General features: G+C 61.7%; 18 protein-coding genes. 16 read left to right on the top strand and 2 right to left on the bottom strand.

Translation table 11 applies throughout. The annotated features are described in order from the left end of the window. Positions 1 to 126 precede the first annotated feature (126 nt). The 6 genes from N2600_RS20365 to N2600_RS20340 all read left to right on the top strand — a co-directional run bounded on the left by N2600_RS20365 (position 127) and on the right by N2600_RS20340 (position 4,245). Positions 127 to 1,011, top strand: a complete 885-nt coding sequence (locus tag N2600_RS20365) for a peptidylprolyl isomerase (RefSeq protein ID WP_170257038.1) — start codon at positions 127 to 129, stop codon at positions 1,009 to 1,011. A 112-nt stretch (positions 1,012 to 1,123) separates the two neighbouring features. Further along, on the top strand, positions 1,124 to 2,365 hold the full coding sequence (gene argJ, locus N2600_RS20360) for a bifunctional glutamate N-acetyltransferase/amino-acid acetyltransferase ArgJ (protein ID WP_260109561.1): 1,242 nt from the start codon (positions 1,124 to 1,126) through the stop codon (positions 2,363 to 2,365). Further along, on the top strand, positions 2,346 to 3,152 hold the full coding sequence (locus N2600_RS20355; protein ID WP_260297241.1) for a GNAT family N-acetyltransferase: 807 nt from the start codon (positions 2,346 to 2,348) through the stop codon (positions 3,150 to 3,152). Before argJ ends, N2600_RS20355 begins: the two co-directional genes overlap by 20 nt. Continuing rightward, a complete protein-coding gene (gene mutT / locus N2600_RS20350; protein ID WP_260297240.1) occupies positions 3,149 to 3,562 on the top strand; it encodes an 8-oxo-dGTP diphosphatase MutT in 414 nt (137 codons plus the stop codon). Before N2600_RS20355 ends, mutT begins: the two co-directional genes overlap by 4 nt. A 126-nt stretch (positions 3,563 to 3,688) precedes the next feature. Further along, the gene (locus N2600_RS20345; protein ID WP_260297239.1) at positions 3,689 to 4,003 is read left to right on the top strand and encodes a hypothetical protein; all 315 of its coding nucleotides are present in this window, start codon (positions 3,689 to 3,691) and stop codon (positions 4,001 to 4,003) included. A gap of 74 nt (positions 4,004 to 4,077) precedes the next feature. After that, complete coding sequence (locus tag N2600_RS20340) at positions 4,078 to 4,245, top strand: Flp family type IVb pilin (RefSeq protein ID WP_017966387.1); 168 nt, start codon at positions 4,078 to 4,080, stop codon at positions 4,243 to 4,245. A 15-nt stretch (positions 4,246 to 4,260) separates the two neighbouring features. On the opposite strand, the gene N2600_RS20335 is transcribed toward N2600_RS20340, so the two are convergent. Then, entirely contained in the window at positions 4,261 to 5,145 is an 885-nt protein-coding gene (locus tag N2600_RS20335) for a class I SAM-dependent methyltransferase (protein ID WP_260297236.1), read from the bottom strand. Between the two features lie 77 nt (positions 5,146 to 5,222). Between N2600_RS20335 and N2600_RS20330 the strand changes: the two genes are divergently transcribed. The 4 genes from N2600_RS20330 to N2600_RS20315 are packed head-to-tail and all read left to right on the top strand — an operon-like array spanning position 5,223 to position 7,581. After that, positions 5,223 to 5,999 carry a ComF family protein gene (locus N2600_RS20330; protein WP_260297235.1) on the top strand — a complete coding sequence of 259 codons (777 nt, stop codon included), beginning with the start codon at positions 5,223 to 5,225 and terminating at the stop codon, positions 5,997 to 5,999. A 31-nt stretch (positions 6,000 to 6,030) separates the two neighbouring features. Next, positions 6,031 to 6,288 carry a glutaredoxin 3 gene (gene grxC, locus N2600_RS20325; protein ID WP_222386985.1) on the top strand — a complete coding sequence of 86 codons (258 nt, stop codon included), beginning with the start codon at positions 6,031 to 6,033 and terminating at the stop codon, positions 6,286 to 6,288. Positions 6,289 to 6,298: 10 nt separating this feature from the next. After that, a complete protein-coding gene (locus N2600_RS20320) occupies positions 6,299 to 7,156 on the top strand; it encodes a carbon-nitrogen hydrolase family protein (protein ID WP_162116764.1) in 858 nt (285 codons plus the stop codon). Then, complete coding sequence (locus N2600_RS20315; RefSeq protein ID WP_017966392.1) at positions 7,153 to 7,581, top strand: DUF1178 family protein; 429 nt, start codon at positions 7,153 to 7,155, stop codon at positions 7,579 to 7,581. Before N2600_RS20320 ends, N2600_RS20315 begins: the two co-directional genes overlap by 4 nt. Before the next feature lie 85 nt (positions 7,582 to 7,666). Here the strand turns inward: N2600_RS20315 and ubiG are convergent, their stop codons facing one another. After that, positions 7,667 to 8,413 carry a bifunctional 2-polyprenyl-6-hydroxyphenol methylase/3-demethylubiquinol 3-O-methyltransferase UbiG gene (ubiG, locus tag N2600_RS20310; protein WP_017966393.1) on the bottom strand — a complete coding sequence of 249 codons (747 nt, stop codon included), beginning with the start codon at positions 8,411 to 8,413 and terminating at the stop codon, positions 7,667 to 7,669. A 296-nt stretch (positions 8,414 to 8,709) separates the two neighbouring features. On the opposite strand from ubiG, the gene N2600_RS20305 reads away from it, so the two are divergent. The 6 genes from N2600_RS20305 to clpB all read left to right on the top strand — a co-directional run bounded on the left by N2600_RS20305 (position 8,710) and on the right by clpB (position 18,258). Further along, complete coding sequence (locus N2600_RS20305) at positions 8,710 to 9,984, top strand: aspartate kinase (protein ID WP_222386984.1); 1,275 nt, start codon at positions 8,710 to 8,712, stop codon at positions 9,982 to 9,984. An 89-nt stretch (positions 9,985 to 10,073) separates the two neighbouring features. Further along, the gene (gene ptsP / locus N2600_RS20300; RefSeq protein WP_017966394.1) at positions 10,074 to 12,341 is read left to right on the top strand and encodes a phosphoenolpyruvate--protein phosphotransferase; all 2,268 of its coding nucleotides are present in this window, start codon (positions 10,074 to 10,076) and stop codon (positions 12,339 to 12,341) included. A gap of 29 nt (positions 12,342 to 12,370) precedes the next feature. Next, the gene (gene prfA / locus N2600_RS20295; protein WP_222386983.1) at positions 12,371 to 13,450 is read left to right on the top strand and encodes a peptide chain release factor 1; all 1,080 of its coding nucleotides are present in this window, start codon (positions 12,371 to 12,373) and stop codon (positions 13,448 to 13,450) included. Beyond that, the gene (gene prmC, locus N2600_RS20290; RefSeq protein WP_170257030.1) at positions 13,447 to 14,307 is read left to right on the top strand and encodes a peptide chain release factor N(5)-glutamine methyltransferase; all 861 of its coding nucleotides are present in this window, start codon (positions 13,447 to 13,449) and stop codon (positions 14,305 to 14,307) included. The genes prfA and prmC overlap by 4 nt, the downstream gene beginning before the upstream one ends. Before the next feature lie 342 nt (positions 14,308 to 14,649). Then, entirely contained in the window at positions 14,650 to 15,405 is a 756-nt protein-coding gene (locus N2600_RS20285; protein ID WP_260297234.1) for a DUF4167 domain-containing protein, read from the top strand. A gap of 252 nt (positions 15,406 to 15,657) precedes the next feature. Further along, a complete protein-coding gene (gene clpB, locus N2600_RS20280; RefSeq protein WP_017966398.1) occupies positions 15,658 to 18,258 on the top strand; it encodes an ATP-dependent chaperone ClpB in 2,601 nt (866 codons plus the stop codon). Positions 18,259 to 18,310 lie beyond the last annotated feature (52 nt).

Genomic DNA, 18,310 nt, shown 5'->3' with positions numbered 1-18,310 from the left:
AGAGGGGGGTCGAATGATGTCAACGGATTTGGCGGATACAGAAAGGCCACAATCCGGTGTTGATGGCTATTTTGGGCTGGATTCAGGGGATGCTGAAACCGGCAATGTAACTGTGAAGGGTATTTCATGTTGAGCACCAACAAACTTGCCGTTCTGGCGTTTGCAACTTTCGTTGCGCTCCAGGCCCCGGCCTATGCCGATGACGCCGTCATCGCCACGGTCGGCGCCCTGGAGATCCACCAGTCGGAACTCGACCTCGCCGTCGCCAATCTCGACCCGCAGCTGGCGCAGCTTCCCGATGACCAGAAGAAGGTCGCAGCCCTTTCCGCCGCCATCGACGTGAAGCTGCTCGCCGCTGACGCTGCGGCCGAGAAGCTCGATCAGACCGACGAATTCAAGAAGCGCATGCAGTATCTCACCGATCGCGAGCTTCACAATGCCTATTTCAAGAAGCATGTTGTCGACATCGTAACGCCTGACGAAGTCAAGGCCCGTTACGACAAGGAAGTCGCCGCCTTGCCGAAGCAGGAGGAAGTCCACGCCCGTCATATCCTCGTCAAGACCGAGGACGAAGCCAAGGACATCATCAAGCAGCTCGACGCCGGCAAGGATTTCGCCGAACTCGCCAAGGAAAAGTCCACCGATCCGAACAAGTCGGAAGGCGGCGACCTCGGTTATTTCTCGCGCGGCCGCATGGTCAAGGAATTCGAAGACGCAGCCTTCGTGCTTGAGAAAGGCACCTATTCAAAGACGCCTGTTAAGACCGATTTCGGCTTTCACGTCATCAAGGTCGAAGATAAGCGCGATGCGCCGCCGCCGCCCTTCGATCAGGTGCAGGATCAGGTTCGTCAGCTCGTCATGCGCGACAAGTATCTTGCGCTTCTGAACCAGGCGAAGGCCTCGTCCAAGATCGAGATCACGGACGAGACGCTGCGCAAGGGTTACGACCAAGCCAACAAGCAGCCGGAGCCGGGCAGCGAGCCCGTCGCGCCGGCGCCGCAGCAGCAATAATAATCGCCTAGGGCCCGGTTCTTCCGGGCCCTTCATTATCGTGGTTGTCGCATTTCCGGACGGCGAACCGGTTTTCCATTTCGCCTGGAAATGCTCATTGGCAGGTCTCATCATGTCCGGTTCCGTCTCTCCGCTCGCTCCGAAATCCTTCGTCTCGATGCCACCGCTGCGCGGCGTGCGCATGGCGACGGCTTCCGCCGGCATCAAGTACAAGAACCGTACCGACGTGCTGATGATGGTCTTCGACAAGCCGGCGACCGTCGCGGGCGTTTTTACCCGCTCCAAGTGCCCGTCGGCGCCGGTCGATTTCTGCCGCGCCAACCTCCCCCATGGCAGCGCCCGGGTCGTCGTCGTCAACTCAGGCAATGCCAATGCTTTCACCGGCCTGAAGGGTCGCCAGGCGACCGCGCTGACGGCGAAGTCGGCTGCCGCTGCCGTCGGCTGTGCCGAGAACGAGGTCTATCTGGCCTCGACCGGCGTCATTGGCGAACCGCTCGATGCCACCAAATTTTCAGGCGTTCTGGAACGGATGCAGGTCGAAGCGACCGGCGATTTCTGGTTAGAGGCCGCCAAGGCGATCATGACGACCGACACCTATCCGAAGGTTTCGACCCGCAGCGCCGAGATCGGCGGCGTGGCCGTGACGATCAATGGCATCGCCAAGGGCGCCGGCATGATCGCGCCTGATATGGCGACCATGCTCTCCTTCGTCGTCACCGATGCCGACATCGCGCCTGCCGCGCTGCAGGCGCTGCTGTCCGACGGCGTCGGCCCGACCTTCAATTCCATGACCGTCGACAGCGACACCTCCACCTCCGACACACTGATGCTGTTTGCAACGGGTGCCGCAGCCGAGGACGGCCAGGTCCGCATCGACCGCGCCGACGACCCGCGCCTTGCCGCCTTCCGAGCCGCACTCAACGAAGTGCTGAAGGATCTGTCGCTGCAGGTGGTGCGGGACGGCGAGGGCGCCACCAAGATGCTCGAAATCACCGTGACGGGCGCAGAGAGCGATGCCGCCGCCAAGCGTATCGCGCTGTCGATCGCCAATTCGCCGCTGGTGAAGACGGCGGCCGCCGGCGAGGACGCCAATTGGGGCCGTATCGTCATGGCCGTCGGCAAGTCCGGCGAGATGGCAGACCGCGACCGGCTTGCCATCTGGTTCGGCGACATCAGAGTCGCCGTCAATGGCGAGCGTGACCCCGATTATTCCGAGGAGGCGGCCTCGGACGTCATGAAGGCGCAGGATATCCCCGTCAAAGTCGATATCGGACTCGGCGCCGGCACTGCAACGGTCTGGACCTGCGACCTCACCAAGGAATATGTTGCGATCAATGGCGACTATCGGAGCTGATCGTTCATTGGCGCAGGCATCCATTTCCCTACACAATCTGCCGCTGGTCCGCAGGCTGGAGGCCGTCGGCTTCCGCGCCTGGCCGGCGGCATCCGTGCAATATGACGGCAGCTGGCAGGTGCGGCTGACGGCCGGTCACCCGTCCAACCGGCTGAATTCGATCGTGCCGCTCGATCCTTCGGATCATCGCGACGTCGAAATCCGCCTCGAAAAAGCGCGCCGGAAGTTCGAGGCCTATGGACGCGCTGCCGTGGTCCGCCAGACGCCGCTTGCCTCGCCAGTGCTGATCGAACTTCTGCGCACGCAGAACTGGACGCGCTTCGATGAGACGGTGGTGATGACCTGCGACCTTGCCGAGGCGGAGCTGCCGGATACGCTCGATCACCTGCCGACCCATGACGTCGGCCGGTTCGTCGACGCCAATCTTGCCGTCGACCAGGCGCCACTGAGGCTGAAGCCGGCGCTTGCCGAGATCATTTCGGCGATCAAGCCGCCATCCGGCCTGTTCATGATCGAGAATGCGACGGACGGTCCGCTTGCGACCGTTCTCTGCGTCCAGGACAATGACCTTGCCGGCATCATGTCGCTTTCGGTCTCCGAGACGCGGCGGCGCGAGGGGCTTGGCACCGAAATCCTGACCTCGGCGCTACGCTGGGCGCGCATGCGCAGCGCCCGTTCGGCCTGGCTGCAGGTGAAGCTGTCCAACCGCCCGGCTATGGCACTCTATGAGCGCCTCGGTTTTCGCGACGCCTATCATTATTGCTATTGGCAAAAGGAGCCGCGATGAGCGAGGCAGGCCGGAAGATATTGCTGGTCGCCGCCTGTGCGCTGATCGATGCCGATGGGCGTATCCTGTTGGCGCAGCGTCCCGAGGGAAAGTCGCTTGCCGGGCTCTGGGAGTTTCCCGGCGGCAAGGTCGAGCCCGGCGAGACGCCGGAGGAAACGCTCGTGCGCGAGCTCGAGGAAGAGCTCGGCATCATCACCAAGATCGCCTGCCTTGCGCCGCTTACCTTTGCCAGCGATTCTTACGAGACCTTCCATCTTTTGATGCCGCTTTATATCTGCCGGCGCTATGAGGGCATTCCCCGGGGCCGGGAGGGCCAGGCGCTGAAATGGGTGCGTCCGCAGGCGCTGCGCGATTACCCGATGCCGCCGGCCGACGAGCCGCTCATCCCGATGTTGCAGGATTTACTTTAGCGTTATCTGATTATTATTGTGCCACACCGTTTTCGGCTGTGGATATTAATGGATCGTTTAACACCTTCTGCCAAAGATCGGCCTCAATCAAGCATCTGGCGTGCGTGTATAAAAAGGCTTGACGTCATGGACGATGATTTCTGGAAAGCTGTCCGGGAAAAGGAACGGGCTTCGTCTGTCTCGCGCAGGACGGGTGCGCTGAATATCGCCCTTCTGTTCGGCACGGCGGTGGTCGCGCTGACGCTCATTCTGACGCCGATGCTTGCGGATTCCTCGAAGAAAAGCGTCTTTGCCAGCGCGCCGGCCGATTTCGATACGATCACGACGGGATCAATCCCGAAGAGTGAAAGCGGCAAGCGTTACACGATCCGCCGCAGCGTTCTTCAGGAGACGCCCGGGTCGGTCTGCGTCGTCCAGGGCTATGGTGTCGGCGGTTGCTGAAGAATGCCGGCCGTCGCCCGATAGTCGTGGAATTGGTCGTTTGCAGTCGATTTCGCTCAGAGGGTCGCGTAATAATGCGTATTTTGAAAGCATTTCTTGCTGATAACAGAGGTGCGACGGCAATCGAGTATGGCTTGATCGCCGCCCTCATTTGTGGCGCGCTCATCTCCGGTCTCGGAGCCTTCACCGGCGCCTTGCAAGGCGTGTTTAACGTGATCGGCAACAATCTGCCCGCGAATTGAAGACGCTGCCGCCCGCTACTGCTTGAGCTTGTGCTCGTCTACCTTCAGTGCATCGGCAAGGCGCGCCTTGGCCGAACCTGGCCTGAGCGGCTTTTGCTGGCTCTCGTGGGCAGACCATCCCGAGACATAGATGATCGAAAAGGTGGCGCGGATACGTCCATCGGGATCGGAATAACGTTCGGCGTAGATCTCCGCTGCGCGCAGGAAGAAGGCGCGCGTCAGGGGCATCCGGGCGCGGGCTGCAAGTGGATTGCTCATGCCCATCGCTCTCAGATCCCGCATCAGCGCAAAGAGCGAATCATATCGCACCGTATAGTTCTCAGCGTCGATCACCGGCAACGTGAAGCCGGCGCGCTGCATGAGGCTGCCGACGTCGCGCACATCGGCGAAGGGAATGACACGCGGGCTTGCACCGCCTGTCATCTCGACCTCGGCGGCCAGCAGCACGTCGCGCAGTTCCTGCAGCGTGCCGGCGCCGGGGATCGCGGCCATGAACAGGCCGTCCGGCTTCAGGGCGCGGCGGATCTGGATGAAGACACCCGGCGTATCGTTGGTCAGATGCAGGCTGAGCGGCGCAAGGATAAGATTGGCCGATTGCGGTTCGAGCGGCACCGCCTCCAGCGGCGCCTCGATCAAGGTTTCGCCCCGTCCGGCATAGGCCTTCTCGCTTTCGATGCGGATCATCGTGCCGATTTTGCCCGTCGCTAGCGCGGCACGGGCGGCAGCACCGGTTGCGCCATGCAGTTCGACGGCGGTCTCGAAAGTCCGCTCGACCACCGTAAGCCTCTCGGCCATTTCCTCAGCGGCAATGTCGAGCAGGAAGGCGGCTTTCGGGTCGTTGTTTACAAGCGCGCGATGGCGATGTGCGGCGATCAGGGCTCTGTCGAAGATCGTTTCCATGGCGATGTCCTTAGTCCCGCGCCGCCTTTGCGGCAAGACGATTTTCCTTTCGTGGAGAACGCGCTAGTCTCTCGGGCATGGAGCCAATCGAATTGAAAAGACCGGCAGAATTCTTGCGGACGCATCTCTTGCGGCCGTTTTCGGCGCTTGCCGATTTCTTTTATCCGCCCGCCTGTTCCGTCTGCGGTATTTCGACCGGCGGCCATCGCGGCCTCTGTGCGAGATGTTGGTCCGGTATCCGCTTCATCGAACGGCCCTATTGCGAGGTGCTCGGCATTCCCTTCTCGCACGATCTCGGCGCCGGGATCCTCAGCGCCGAGGCGATCGCCAACCCGCCGCCCTTCGACCGGCTACGGTCGGCTGCGACCCACGATCATGCGGTCCGTGATCTCGTCCATGGGCTGAAATATCGTGATCGCACCGATCTGGCGCCGATGATGGCCGCCTGGATGCTGCGCGCCTCCGATGGGAGGGTCGAAAGCTGCGATGCGCTGATCCCAGTGCCGCTGCATCGCACCCGTATGCTGGCGCGCAAGTTCAACCAGGCAGCAGAGCTTGCCCGCCACATGTCAAAGCTCTCGGGCAAGCCGCTGCTTGCAGCCACGCTTATTCGCGTCAAGCGCACCAGCCAGCAGGTCGGCCTTGGCGCCAAGGCGCGCGAAGACAATGTCAGGGGCGCTTTTGCGATCGCCAAGGGTTGCGAAAACGACATTTTCGGCAAACGCATCGTCCTTGTCGACGACGTCTATACAACAGGGGCGACGGTCGCTGCGGCAAGCCGGACACTGCGCAAGGCGGGTGCCGCTGAGATCACGGTTTTGACCTTTGCAAGGGCTCTCTCCGAGCCTATATGACAGAAATACCCGACGTCGGTCTGGAGAGATTATGGTACCCGTCACCATCTATACACGGCAGTTTTGCGGCTATTGCAGCCGCGCCAAGTCCCTTCTCGAAGAAAAGGGCGTCGAATATGTCGAGCACGATGCGACCTTTTCGCCGGATCTTCGCCAGGAGATGATCGGCAAGTCGAACGGGCGTACGACCTTTCCGCAGATATTCATCGGCGTCGACCATGTCGGCGGTTGCGACGATCTCTTTGCACTCGATCGGGCCGGCAGGCTCGATCCGATGCTGGCAGCTTGAGGAAGAGCCGATGAGCTTCAAGGCCGCCGCCGTCCAGATGTGCTCCGGGGTCGATCCGGTGAGGAATGCGGCGGCCATGGCGCAGCTGGTGCGCGAGGCCGCTGGCCAGGGCGCGACTTATGTACAGACGCCCGAGATGACCGGAATGCTGCAGCGCGATCGTACGGCGGCACGCGCCGTGCTTGCCGACGAGGCGCATGACATCATCGTCAAGACCGGCTCTGAGCTCGCTGCGGAATTCGGCATCCACATGCATGTCGGTTCGACGGCGATCGCCCTTGCCGACGGCAAGATCGCCAATCGCGGTTTCCTGTTCGGTCCCGACGGCAGGATTCTCAATCGCTACGACAAGATCCATATGTTCGACGTCGACCTCGACAATGGCGAGAGCTGGCGTGAAAGTGCTGCTTATACAGCCGGCTCGGAGGCCCGCGTCCTGTCGCTGCCCTTTGCGGAAATGGGCTTCGCGATCTGCTACGACGTGCGTTTCCCTGCACTCTTCCGCGCCCAGGCCATGGCCGGCGCTGAAGTGATGACGGTTCCCGCCGCCTTCACCAAGCAGACCGGCGAGGCGCATTGGGAGATCCTGCTCAGGGCACGCGCGATCGAGAACGGGGTCTTCGTCATCGCCGCTGCGCAGGCCGGCCGGCACGAGGACGGGCGCGAGACTTTCGGCCATTCGATGATCATCGATCCCTGGGGCACGGTGCTGGCGTCGGCCGGCGCCGCCGGCGAGGCGGTCATCGTCGCCGAGATCGATCCCGGCGCGGTCAAGGCTGCGCATGACAAGATCCCGAACCTGAAGAATGGGCGGGAATTCTCGGTCGAGAGGATTGCGGGGGCAATCGCCGGAGGCGTCGCCGCTTGATCCGCTATTCCCTCACTTGTGACAATGCCCATGAATTCGAAGGCTGGTTTTCGGAAAGCGCCGATTTCGACCGTCAGGTCAAAACCGGTTTCCTGACCTGCCCGGTCTGTCATTCCGCCGCCATTTCCAAGCTGTTGATGGCGCCTTCGGTGTCGACTGCGCGCGGGAAGGACGAGAGGCAGACGCTGGCGATGGATGCCATGCGCCGCGAGGCCCTGCAAAAACTCAAGGAGGCCGTTGCGGCGGTCAAGGCCAATTCAGAGGACGTCGGCACGCAGTTTCCCGAGGAAGCCCGCAAGATCCATTATGGCGAGGCGGATGCCCGCGGCATCATCGGCCAGGCGACGGTCGACGAGGCGCAGGCGCTCCTGGAAGAGGGCATCGAGATCGCGGCCATTCCGGTATTGCCGGAGGACGTGAACTGACATCCAGTCCGGGCGTCTGGCCGCCTACAATTTCGGCCTGCATCTCGTTCTGCTGAAAGTGCAGCCGGCTTATTGACGGCGGGAATTATGCCGGCCGCTTCGCCAGCAGCATATAATTGACGTCCATATCCTTGGACAGGTTCCACTGGTTCGACAGCGGATTGAAGAAGACGCCGGTCCGGTCGGTGATCTCAAGGCCGCTTGCCGCCAGCGGCTTTTCCAGTTCTTCCGGGCGCACCAGCTTTTCATACTGATGGGTGCCGCGCGGCAGCCAGCGCAGAATATTCTCGGCGGCGAAGATGGCAAGCGCTGCCGCCTTCATCGTGCGGTTGATGGTGGCAACGAAGATCAGGCCGCCGGGGCGGACCATTTTCGCGCAGGTGGTCATGAAGAATTCGACATCGGCGACGTGCTCGACAACTTCCATGTTCAAGACGATATCGAAGGTCTCGCCAGCATCCGCAAGCTCCTCGGCGGTGACGGCGCGATAGTCGACCGAAACGCCGGAGGCTGCGGCATGGGTGGAGGCGATGCCGATATTCTTCTCGGACGGATCGGCGCCGACGACGGAGGCGCCCATGCGAGCGACAGGTTCGGACAACAGGCCGCCGCCGCATCCGATATCGAGCACGCGCAGACCCTCGAGCGGGCGCGGGCTTTTCGGATCATGGCCGAAATTCTCGCAGACCTTGTCTCTTATATAGGCGAGCCGGACGGGATTGAATTTGTGCAGTGGTTTGAACTTGCCGGTCGGGCTCCACCATTCCGCCGCCATCGCCGAAAAGCGGTCCACCTCGCCCTGGTCAATCGTGCTTCTGGCGGTTTCCGTCATCGTCCACTCCTTCATTCGTGACATGTGAAGTCGGACGATCGGTGGCATAAGTCAAGGGCGCGGATCAGGGGATTGGCGAGCGCGGATCCGCTCGCCAATCGCTTTTATCGCGTGCGCTTGCCTCCCCCCGCCAAACTCGCTATGAGACGCCGCAACTTGGGGCCTTTGGGGACCTGGGCTTTAGAGCGGTTCCGGAAGTTGGGAATCCGGCTCTTGGGCCAAGCGGTCTGCCCCAGAGCTTTCGTGATGCCGGGTCCGGTTTTCCGCTTTCCCGGCGCCAGTCGTGGTAGAGGCATATGGCACGCATCGTAATGAAATTCGGCGGCACGTCCGTCGCTGACCTGGACCGCATCAAGAACGTTGCCCGCCACGTAAAACGCGAAGTCGATGCCGGGCACGAGGTGGCGGTGGTCGTCTCGGCCATGTCCGGCAAGACCAATGAACTGGTCGGCTGGGTCCAGGGCACGCCGAAGGTGATCGGCGCCAGTTCCCCGTTTTACGATGCGCGGGAATATGATGCGGTGGTCGCATCCGGCGAGCAGGTGACCTCCGGGCTGCTGGCCATTGCATTGCAGGCGATGGATATCAATGCCCGTTCCTGGCAGGGATGGCAGATCCCGATCCGCACCGACAACGCGCATGGCGCGGCACGGATCATGGAGATCGACGGCTCCGACATCGTCAAGCGGATGGGCGAGGGGCAGGTCGCCGTCATCTCCGGCTTCCAGGGGTTGGGACCCGACAACCGTATCGCGACGCTGGGGCGCGGCGGATCGGACACCTCGGCCGTCGCCATCGCGGCAGCTGTCAAGGCGGACCGCTGCGATATCTATACTGATGTCGACGGCGTCTACACGACCGACCCGCGCATCGTGCCGAAGGCGCGCAGGCTGAAGAAGATCGCCTTCGAGGAAATGCTGGAAATGGCCTCGCTCGGCGCCAAGGTACTGCAGGTGCGCTCGGTCGAGCTTGCCATGGTACACAAGGTGCGCACCTTCGTGCGCTCGTCATTCGAAGATCCCGATGCTCCGGGCATGGGCGATCTGTTGAACCCGCCCGGAACGCTGATTTGTGACGAGGATGAAATCGTGGAACAGGAAGTAGTCACCGGCATCGCCTATGCCAAGGATGAGGCTCAGATCTCGCTACGCCGTCTTGCCGACCGGCCGGGCGTTTCCGCGGCGATCTTCGGGCCGCTCGCCGAATCCCATATCAATGTCGACATGATCGTCCAGAATATTTCCGAGGACGGATCGAAGACCGACATGACCTTCACCGTACCATCAGGCGACGTCGAGAAGGCGATCAAGGTGCTCGGCGACCATAAGGAGAAGATCGGCTACGATGTCGTGCAAAACGAATCGGGGCTGGTGAAAGTATCGGTCATCGGCATCGGCATGCGCAGCCATGCGGGCGTTGCTGCTACCGCATTTCGTGCACTTGCCGAAAAAGGCATCAACATCAAGGCGATCACCACCTCCGAGATCAAGATTTCCATCCTGATCGACGGTCCCTATGCAGAACTCGCTGTCAGGACTTTGCATTCCTGCTACGGTCTGGATAAGAATTGATTCCCAGCGGGCGCCCTGCCCCTTCAGGTTGAGGAGACGAGGGCCGGCCCGCCGGGACTGAGTGCGTTGTTTCGGGAGCTTGAGACGCCATGAGAGACCTTTCCGGCGGTCCGCGCGTGCTGCTCAGGCGGTTGCGCGAGTTAATGGCGGAGCCGCTGGAGCCGCAGGAGCGGCTTGACCGGATCGTCCGCCAGATCGCCGGCAACATGGTGGCGGAGGTTTGCTCCGTCTATGTGCTGCGCGCCGACGGCGTCCTCGAACTCTATGCGACAGAAGGCCTCAACCGTGAGGCCGTGCACTTGGCGCAACTGAAGATGGGGCAAGGCCTTGTCGGCACCATCGCGGCCTCAGCCCAGCCGCTCAACCTTTCCGACGCGCAGTCGCACCCTGCCTTCCGCTACCTGCCGGAAACGGGCGAAGAAATCTACCATTCCTTCCTCGGCGTGCCGATCCTCAGGACGGGGCGCTCGCTCGGCGTTCTCGTCGTGCAGAACAAGGCGAGCCGCAACTATCGCGAGGAAGAGGTTGAAGCGCTCGAGACGACGGCGATGGTGCTTGCAGAGATGATCGCCACCGGCGAGCTCAAGAAGATCACCAAGCCGGGCCTCGAACTCGACCTGACGCGTTCGGTGACGGTGGATGGCGACACTTACAATGACGGCATCGGCCTCGGTTACGTCGTGCTGCACGAGCCGCGCATCGTTGTCACCAACCTGCTGAACGAGGATGCCGAGAAGGAAATCCGGCGGCTGGCCGAAGCCATGGGCTCGCTCAGGATTTCGATCGACGACATGCTGTCGCGTCGCGATGTCTCGATGGAGGGCGAACACCGCGAGGTGCTCGAAACCTATCGCATGTTCGCCCATGACCAGGGCTGGGTGCGCAAGCTCGAGGAGGCGATCCGCAACGGCCTGACGGCGGAAGCGGCGGTCGAGAAGGTGCAGAGCGACACCAAGGCGCGAATGATGCGGTTGACCGACCCATATCTGCGCGAACGCATGCATGATTTCGAGGATCTGGCGAACCGTCTGCTCAGACAGTTGACCGGTTATACCGGCCGGACGACCGCCGAAGGTTTCCCCAGCGACGCAATCATCCTGGCGCGCGCGATGGGAGCAGCCGAACTGCTCGATTATCCGCGTTCCAATGTCCGTGGGCTGGTGCTGGAAGAAGGAGCAGTGACGAGCCACGTGGTGATCGTCGCGCGCGCCATGGGTATTCCGGTCATCGGCCAGGCAGCGGGCGTGGTGGCGCTCGCCGAGAACGGCGATGCCGTGATCATCGACGCCGACGAGGGACATGTGCATCTGCGGCCGATGGCCGATCACCGGCGCTCCTACGAGGAAAAGGTCCGCTTCCGCGCCAGGCGGCAGGAGCAGTTCCGGGCGCTGCGCGCCGTCGAGCCGGTGACCAAGGATGGGCAGCGGATCGCGCTGATGATGAATGCCGGCCTGCTGGTCGACCTGCCGCAGCTTTCGGAATCAGGCGCCGAGGGCATCGGCCTGTTCCGGACCGAACTGCAGTTCATGATCGCCTCCACCATGCCGAAGGCGGAGGAGCAGGAGCAATTCTATCGTAATGTGATAAAGCAGGCGGCGGGCCGTACCGTAACCTTCCGTACGCTCGACATCGGCGGCGACAAAGTGGTGCCGTATTTCCGCGGCCATGAGGAAGAAAATCCGGCACTCGGCTGGCGCGCCATCCGGTTGTCGCTCGACCGGCCGGGACTGTTGCGCACCCAGTTGCGCGCCCTGCTGAAGGCATCGGCCGACACCGAGTTGAAGCTGATGGTGCCAATGGTCACCGAGGTTTCCGAGCTGAAGATGGTGCGCGAGCTCTTGCAGAAGGAAGTGCAGCATCTGTCGCGTTTTGGCCACGGGCTGCCGCGCAAGCTGCAATTCGGAGCAATGCTGGAGGTCCCTGCACTGCTTTGGCAGCTCGACGAACTGATGGAGGCGGTCGATTTCGTCTCGGTCGGTTCGAACGATCTCTTCCAGTTCTCGATGGCGGTCGATCGCGGCAATGCGCGGGTCTCGGACCGCTTTGATCCGCTCGGCAAGCCGTTCTTGCGCATCCTGCGCGATATCGTGCGCGGGGCGGACCGGAACAAGACACCGGTGACGCTCTGCGGCGAGCTCGCCAGCAAACCGATCTCGGCGATGGCGCTGCTCGGCATTGGTTTCCGCTCGATCTCGATGTCGCCGGCCTCGATCGGACCGGTGAAGGCGATGCTGCTCGGGCTCGATGTCGGGGCGCTGACGAAGGCGATGGATGAGGTGCTGGACGATCACCACGCCTTGATGCCGATGCGCGAGGTGCTTGCCCGCTTCGCCGAGAGCCACAATATTCCCCTTTAGACAGAGATTAAGAAGAATCGGAGTGAAGGGTGGCGAAGCTTCCCGTTGAAAAGATGCGCGAGCTGGAACGCCGTTTCGGCGAAATCGAAGCGCGCATGTCCGCTGGCCCGGCTGCCGATGTCTATGTGAAGCTCGCATCCGAATATTCGGAGCTGCAGCCAGTCGTGACGAAAATCCGCGCCTATGAGAAGGCCGTCGCCGAGCTCGCCGACCTCGAAACGCTGCTCGAGGACAGGTCGGTGGACCGCGAGATGCGCGAACTGGCCGAACTCGAGCTGCCCGAGGTGAAGGAGCAGATCGAGTCGCTCGGGCAGGAGATGCAGATCCTGCTTCTGCCGAAGGACGCAGCCGACGAAAAGAGCGCGATCCTCGAAATCCGCGCCGGCACGGGCGGTTCGGAAGCCGCCCTTTTCGCCGGCGATCTCTTTCGCATGTACGAGCGCTTTGCGGCGGAAAAGGGCTGGAAGGTGGAGGTGCTCTCGGCGAGCGAGGGCGAAGCCGGAGGCTATAAGGAAATCATCGCGACGATCACCGGCAGGGGCGTCTTCGCCAAGCTGAAATTCGAATCCGGCGTGCACCGCGTGCAGCGTGTGCCGGAAACCGAGGCGGGCGGGCGCATCCATACGTCGGCCGCAACGGTTGCTGTGCTGCCGGAGGCCGAGGAAATCGACATCGAGATCCGGGCTGAGGATATCCGCATCGACACGATGCGCTCTTCGGGTGCGGGCGGCCAGCACGTCAATACGACGGACTCGGCGGTGCGCATTACCCACCTGCCGAGCGGCATCGTCGTCACCAGCTCGGAAAAATCGCAACACCAAAATCGCGCCAAGGCGATGCAGGTACTGCGCTCCAGGCTTTACGATGCCGAGCGGCAGAGGGCCGACAGCGAGCGTTCTGCCGATCGCAAGAGCCAGGTCGGCTCGGGCGACCGCTCGGAACGTATCCGCACCTATAATTTCCCGCAGGGACGGGTAACGGACCATCGCATCAACCTAACGCTCTATAAGCTCGACCGGATGATGGAAGGCGAGATCGAGGAGGTCGTCGACGCGCTGATGGCCGATTACCAGGCCAGCCAGCTGGCGCAGCTCGGCGAGCAACAGTGAGCTCAACGGTCGCCGATATGCTTGCCGATGCGCGCCGCCGCTTCACCGAAGCAGGTATCGTCGATGCGGCGACCGATGCGCGGCTGCTTGTCGCGGGCCTTCTGAAACTGTCGCCGACCGAGCTGTTGACGCGATCGGCCGAGAGGCTTTCTGCCGAGCAGGCAGAAGTGATTTTCAGAGCGCTGGAGCGGCGGCTTGGTCATGAGCCGGTGCATCGCATTCTCGGCGAACGGGAATTCTATGGCCTGCCGCTTCGGCTCTCGGCCGAAACGTTGGAACCGCGGCCGGATACGGAAATTCTGGTCGATACGGTTCTCGTCTACCTCAAAGACCTTGCAAAGGCGCAACGCCGTCTCCATATCCTTGACATGGGAACCGGGACCGGGGCGATATGCCTTGCGCTTTTGAGCGAATGTCCTGATGCGTCAGGTGTCGGCAGCGACATATCGGCGGATGCACTTTTAACGGCAAGATCGAATGCAGAAAGAAACGGGTTGCAGGATCGTTTTGAGGCCGTACAGTCGAATTGGTTCGAGGACATCCAGGGATCCTTTCACGCGATTGTCTCAAATCCGCCCTATATTGCTTCCAATGTCATTCACGATCTCGCTCCCGAAGTGACCAAATTTGATCCGGCTACGGCTCTGGATGGCGGCCCGGATGGGCTTGACGCTTACAAAGCCATAGCTAAGGATGCGGCAAGGTTCATCAGGCCCGATGGGGTCGTCGGACTGGAGATCGGCTACGATCAGCGAAACGACGTGACGGCGATCTTTGAAGCGAAAGGCTTCAGGTGCCTCAAATCCGTGAAAGATTATGGTCAGAACGACAGGGTGCTCGTGTTCGCGCTCGCGTGAAAGACGATAATGCGGCATTGGACGAGACATTATTGTTATTGCGAAGAAAAGGCTTGGATTTCCCGGTGAAGCAATATAGGTTGCGGTCACGTGTTGGGCAGATGGGAATGAACGAGATTCGTTCGGTACTTGGTTTGCCTCGGGGGTCCGCTCTTTTAAACGAGAGTTTCAACGGTTGAACACGACCCAATGCGTGAATCAGTCAAACTGACTTGAGAACCAAGCGGCAGGTCGGCGCAAAGGCGCAGTATGCTCGCGGCACAAAGGTCCTGACCCGGTTTTCCGGTCATGGCGGTTGGTGCCATGTATCCATCACAAACAGAGAATTCAGGTGAACGATCGATGAGGCCAGGACAGCAGAACAAGCGCGGTCGAGGGCGTGGTAACAATAATAACGGCGGCGGTGGCGGCGGTGGAAATAACAATAACAACAATTTCAACCGCAAGGGCGGCAACCCGCTAACCCGGACCTATGACAGTTCCGGCCCCGATGTGAAGATTCGCGGTACTGCGCAGCATATCGCCGAAAAATACGCACAGCTCGCCCGCGATGCCCAAAGCTCCGGCGACCGCGTGATTGCCGAGAACTATCTCCAGCACGCCGAACATTATAATCGCATCATTGCCAGCGCCCAGGCGCAGATGCAGGAACGCTTCCAGCGCGACGACCGCGGCGAGTACAATGATCGCGACGGTGCGGACCGCGACGGCGACGATATGGACAACAATGAGAATGACAATGACGGCGACGATGTCGTTATTGCCCAGCCGCCGCAGAGCAGGCCACACCAGCCGCAGCAGAGCAGACAACACCAGCCGCAGGCACAGCCGAAGCCGGTAGCCGCTCAGGCGCCTGCACCCCAATCTGAGATCAACGATGGAACCGGCCCGCAGCCGGAGATCGAAGGCATTCCGGCCGAAGTCGCGATGGACGAGGAAGGCGCCGGCGGCCAGCCGCGCGAACGCCAGCCCCGCCGCCGCAGCACCGGCAGCCGTCCCCGTCGCCCGCGTCGCGGCGCTGAGGGCGAAGAAGCAGCCGCTGAAGGCGAGGGTGCCTCTGCCGAGGCGCCAGTGCTGGCTGACGTCGCATCGGAATGAGGATTTCGCTTTCCCTTCAGGGGAGAACGTGACGCTCATGCCATCAGCTCGAATTGCCTTGAAAATCCCCGGCCTTGTGCCGGGGATTTTCATTTTACGGGCTCTTTAAACTTGCAGAACAGGCTACCATATTCTCCTCGAACTGCTTCGCCCGAATCCATTACGGGTCACGCGCGGCCTGCCTTTTCAGGGGGTCGATCTCAATCATCGGTCTGCGCCTCGTCAGGGCAGGGCGATCCATGGAGGTAGAATATGAATATCGAGAAATATTCGGAGCGGGTGCGTGGTTTCATCCAGTCCGCCCAGACCTATGCGCTGGCGCAAGGTCACCAGCAATTCACACCCGAACATGTGCTGAAGGTCCTGCTCGACGATGATCAGGGCATGGCGGCGTCGCTGATCGAACGCGCCGGCGGCGATGCCAAGGCCGCCCGCCTAGCCAATGACGCGGCTCTCGCCAAGTTGCCGAAGATCTCCGGCGGCAACGGCAACATCTATCTGGCACAGCCGCTCGCCAAGGTGCTTTCGACCGCCGAAGAAGCGGCGAAGAAGGCCGGCGACAGCTTCGTTACCGTCGAGCGCCTGCTGCAGGCGCTGGCGATCGAATCCTCTGCCTCGACCTTTTCGACGCTGAAGAATGCCGGCGTGACGGCCCAGGGCCTCAACCAGGTCATCAACGATATCCGCAAAGGCCGGACGGCCGATTCCTCCAATGCCGAGCAGGGTTTTGACTCGCTGAAGAAGTTCGCACGCGATCTCACCGCCGAGGCCCGCGAGGGCAAGCTCGACCCGGTGATCGGCCGCGACGACGAAATCCGCCGCACCATCCAGGTGCTTTCGCGCCGCACCAAGAACAATCCTGTCCTGATCGGCGAACCCGGCGTCGGTAAGACGGCGATCGTCGAGGGCCTGGCGCTACGCATCGTCAACGGTGACGTGCCGGAATCGCTCAAGGATAAGAAGCTGATGGCGCTCGACATGGGCGCGCTGATCGCCGGTGCGAAATACCGCGGCGAATTCGAGGAACGGCTGAAGGCCGTGCTCAATGAAGTCCAGGCGGAAAGCGGCGAGATCATCCTGTTCATCGATGAGATGCATACCCTGGTCGGGGCCGGCAAGGCGGATGGGGCGATGGATGCCTCCAACCTCCTGAAGCCCGCTCTTGCCCGCGGTGAGCTGCATTGCGTCGGCGCCACCACGCTCGACGAGTATCGCAAACATGTCGAGAAGGATCCGGCCCTGGCCCGCCGTTTCCAGCCCGTCGTCGTCGATGAACCGACGGTCGAAGACACGATCTCGATCTTGCGCGGCCTGAAGGAAAAATACGAGCAGCATCACAAAGTGCGCATCGCCGATGCGGCGCTGGTGGCCGCGGCGACACTTTCCAACCGCTATATCACCGACCGTTTCCTGCCCGACAAGGCCATCGACCTGATGGACGAGGCGGCGGCGCGGTTGCGCATGCAGGTGGATTCCAAACCGGAAGAACTCGACGAACTCGATCGCCGGATCATGCAGCTGAAGATCGAGCGCGAAGCGCTGAAAAAGGAAACGGACGTCGCGTCCGCCGACCGTCTGAAGCGGCTGGAAACCGAAGTGACCGATCTTGAGGAACAGGCCGATGCGCTAACGGCTCGCTGGCAGGCGGAAAAGCAGAAACTCGGCCTAGCCGCCGATCTCAAGAGGCAGCTCGACGATGCCCGCAACGAACTGGCGATCGCCCAGCGCAAAGGTGAATTCCAGCGTGCCGGCGAGCTGACCTACGGCGTCATTCCGGATCTCGAAAAGCAGCTCGTCGATGCCGAGAAGCAGGATGGCGACCGAGGCGCGATGGTGCAGGAGGTGGTGAGCCCGGACAATATCGCCCATGTCGTTTCGCGCTGGACCGGTATTCCGGTCGACAGGATGCTGGAGGGCGAGCGCGACAAGCTGCTTCGGATGGAAGATGAGCTGGCGAAATCGGTGATCGGTCAAGGCGATGCGGTTCAGGCCGTGTCACGCGCCGTCCGCCGCGCCCGTGCCGGCCTGCAGGATCCGAACCGGCCGATCGGCTCGTTCATTTTCCTCGGCCCGACCGGGGTTGGCAAGACGGAGCTCACCAAGGCACTCGCCCGCTTCCTCTTCGACGACGAAACGGCGATGGTGCGCATGGACATGTCGGAATATATGGAGAAGCACTCCGTTGCCCGGCTGATCGGTGCGCCTCCGGGTTATGTCGGTTATGACGAAGGCGGAGCGCTGACGGAAGCCGTGCGCCGCAGGCCCTATCAGGTCGTGCTGTTCGACGAGATCGAAAAGGCGCATCCCGACGTCTTCAACATCCTGCTGCAGGTGCTGGACGACGGACGCCTGACGGACGGCCAAGGCCGGACGGTCGATTTCCGCAACACGATGATCATCATGACCTCGAACCTCGGCGCCGAATATCTGACGCAGCTGAGGGACGGCGACGACAGTGACACGGTTCGCGAGCAGGTGATGGAGGTCGTGCGCGGGCATTTCCGGCCGGAATTCCTGAACCGCATCGACGAGATCATTCTGTTCCATCGCCTGAAGCGCGAGGAGATGGGCGCGATCGTCGATATCCAGCTGAAGCGGCTGGTGGCTCTGCTGTCCGAGCGCAAGATCGTCATCGATCTCGACGAGGAAGCCCGCCACTGGCTGGCAAACAAGGGTTACGATCCGGTCTACGGCGCAAGGCCGCTGAAGCGGGTGATCCAGAAGTTCGTGCAGGATCCGCTGGCCGAGCAGATTCTGTCCGGCCAGGTGCCGGATGGATCGACGGTCACGGTGACGAGCGGTTCGGACCGGCTGCAGTTCAGGACGAGACAGACGGTGAGCGAAGCGGCGTAAGCCGGTTTGCCGGATGAATGAGAAATGGCGGCTTCGGCCGCCATTTTCGTTG

Source organism: Rhizobium sp. WSM1274, assembly GCF_025200775.1.
GTDB classification, from domain to species: domain Bacteria; phylum Pseudomonadota; class Alphaproteobacteria; order Rhizobiales; family Rhizobiaceae; genus Rhizobium; species Rhizobium leguminosarum_I.
The sequence above is the reverse complement of the archived record's forward strand: the minus strand, read 5'-3'. Positions and strand labels throughout refer to the sequence as shown.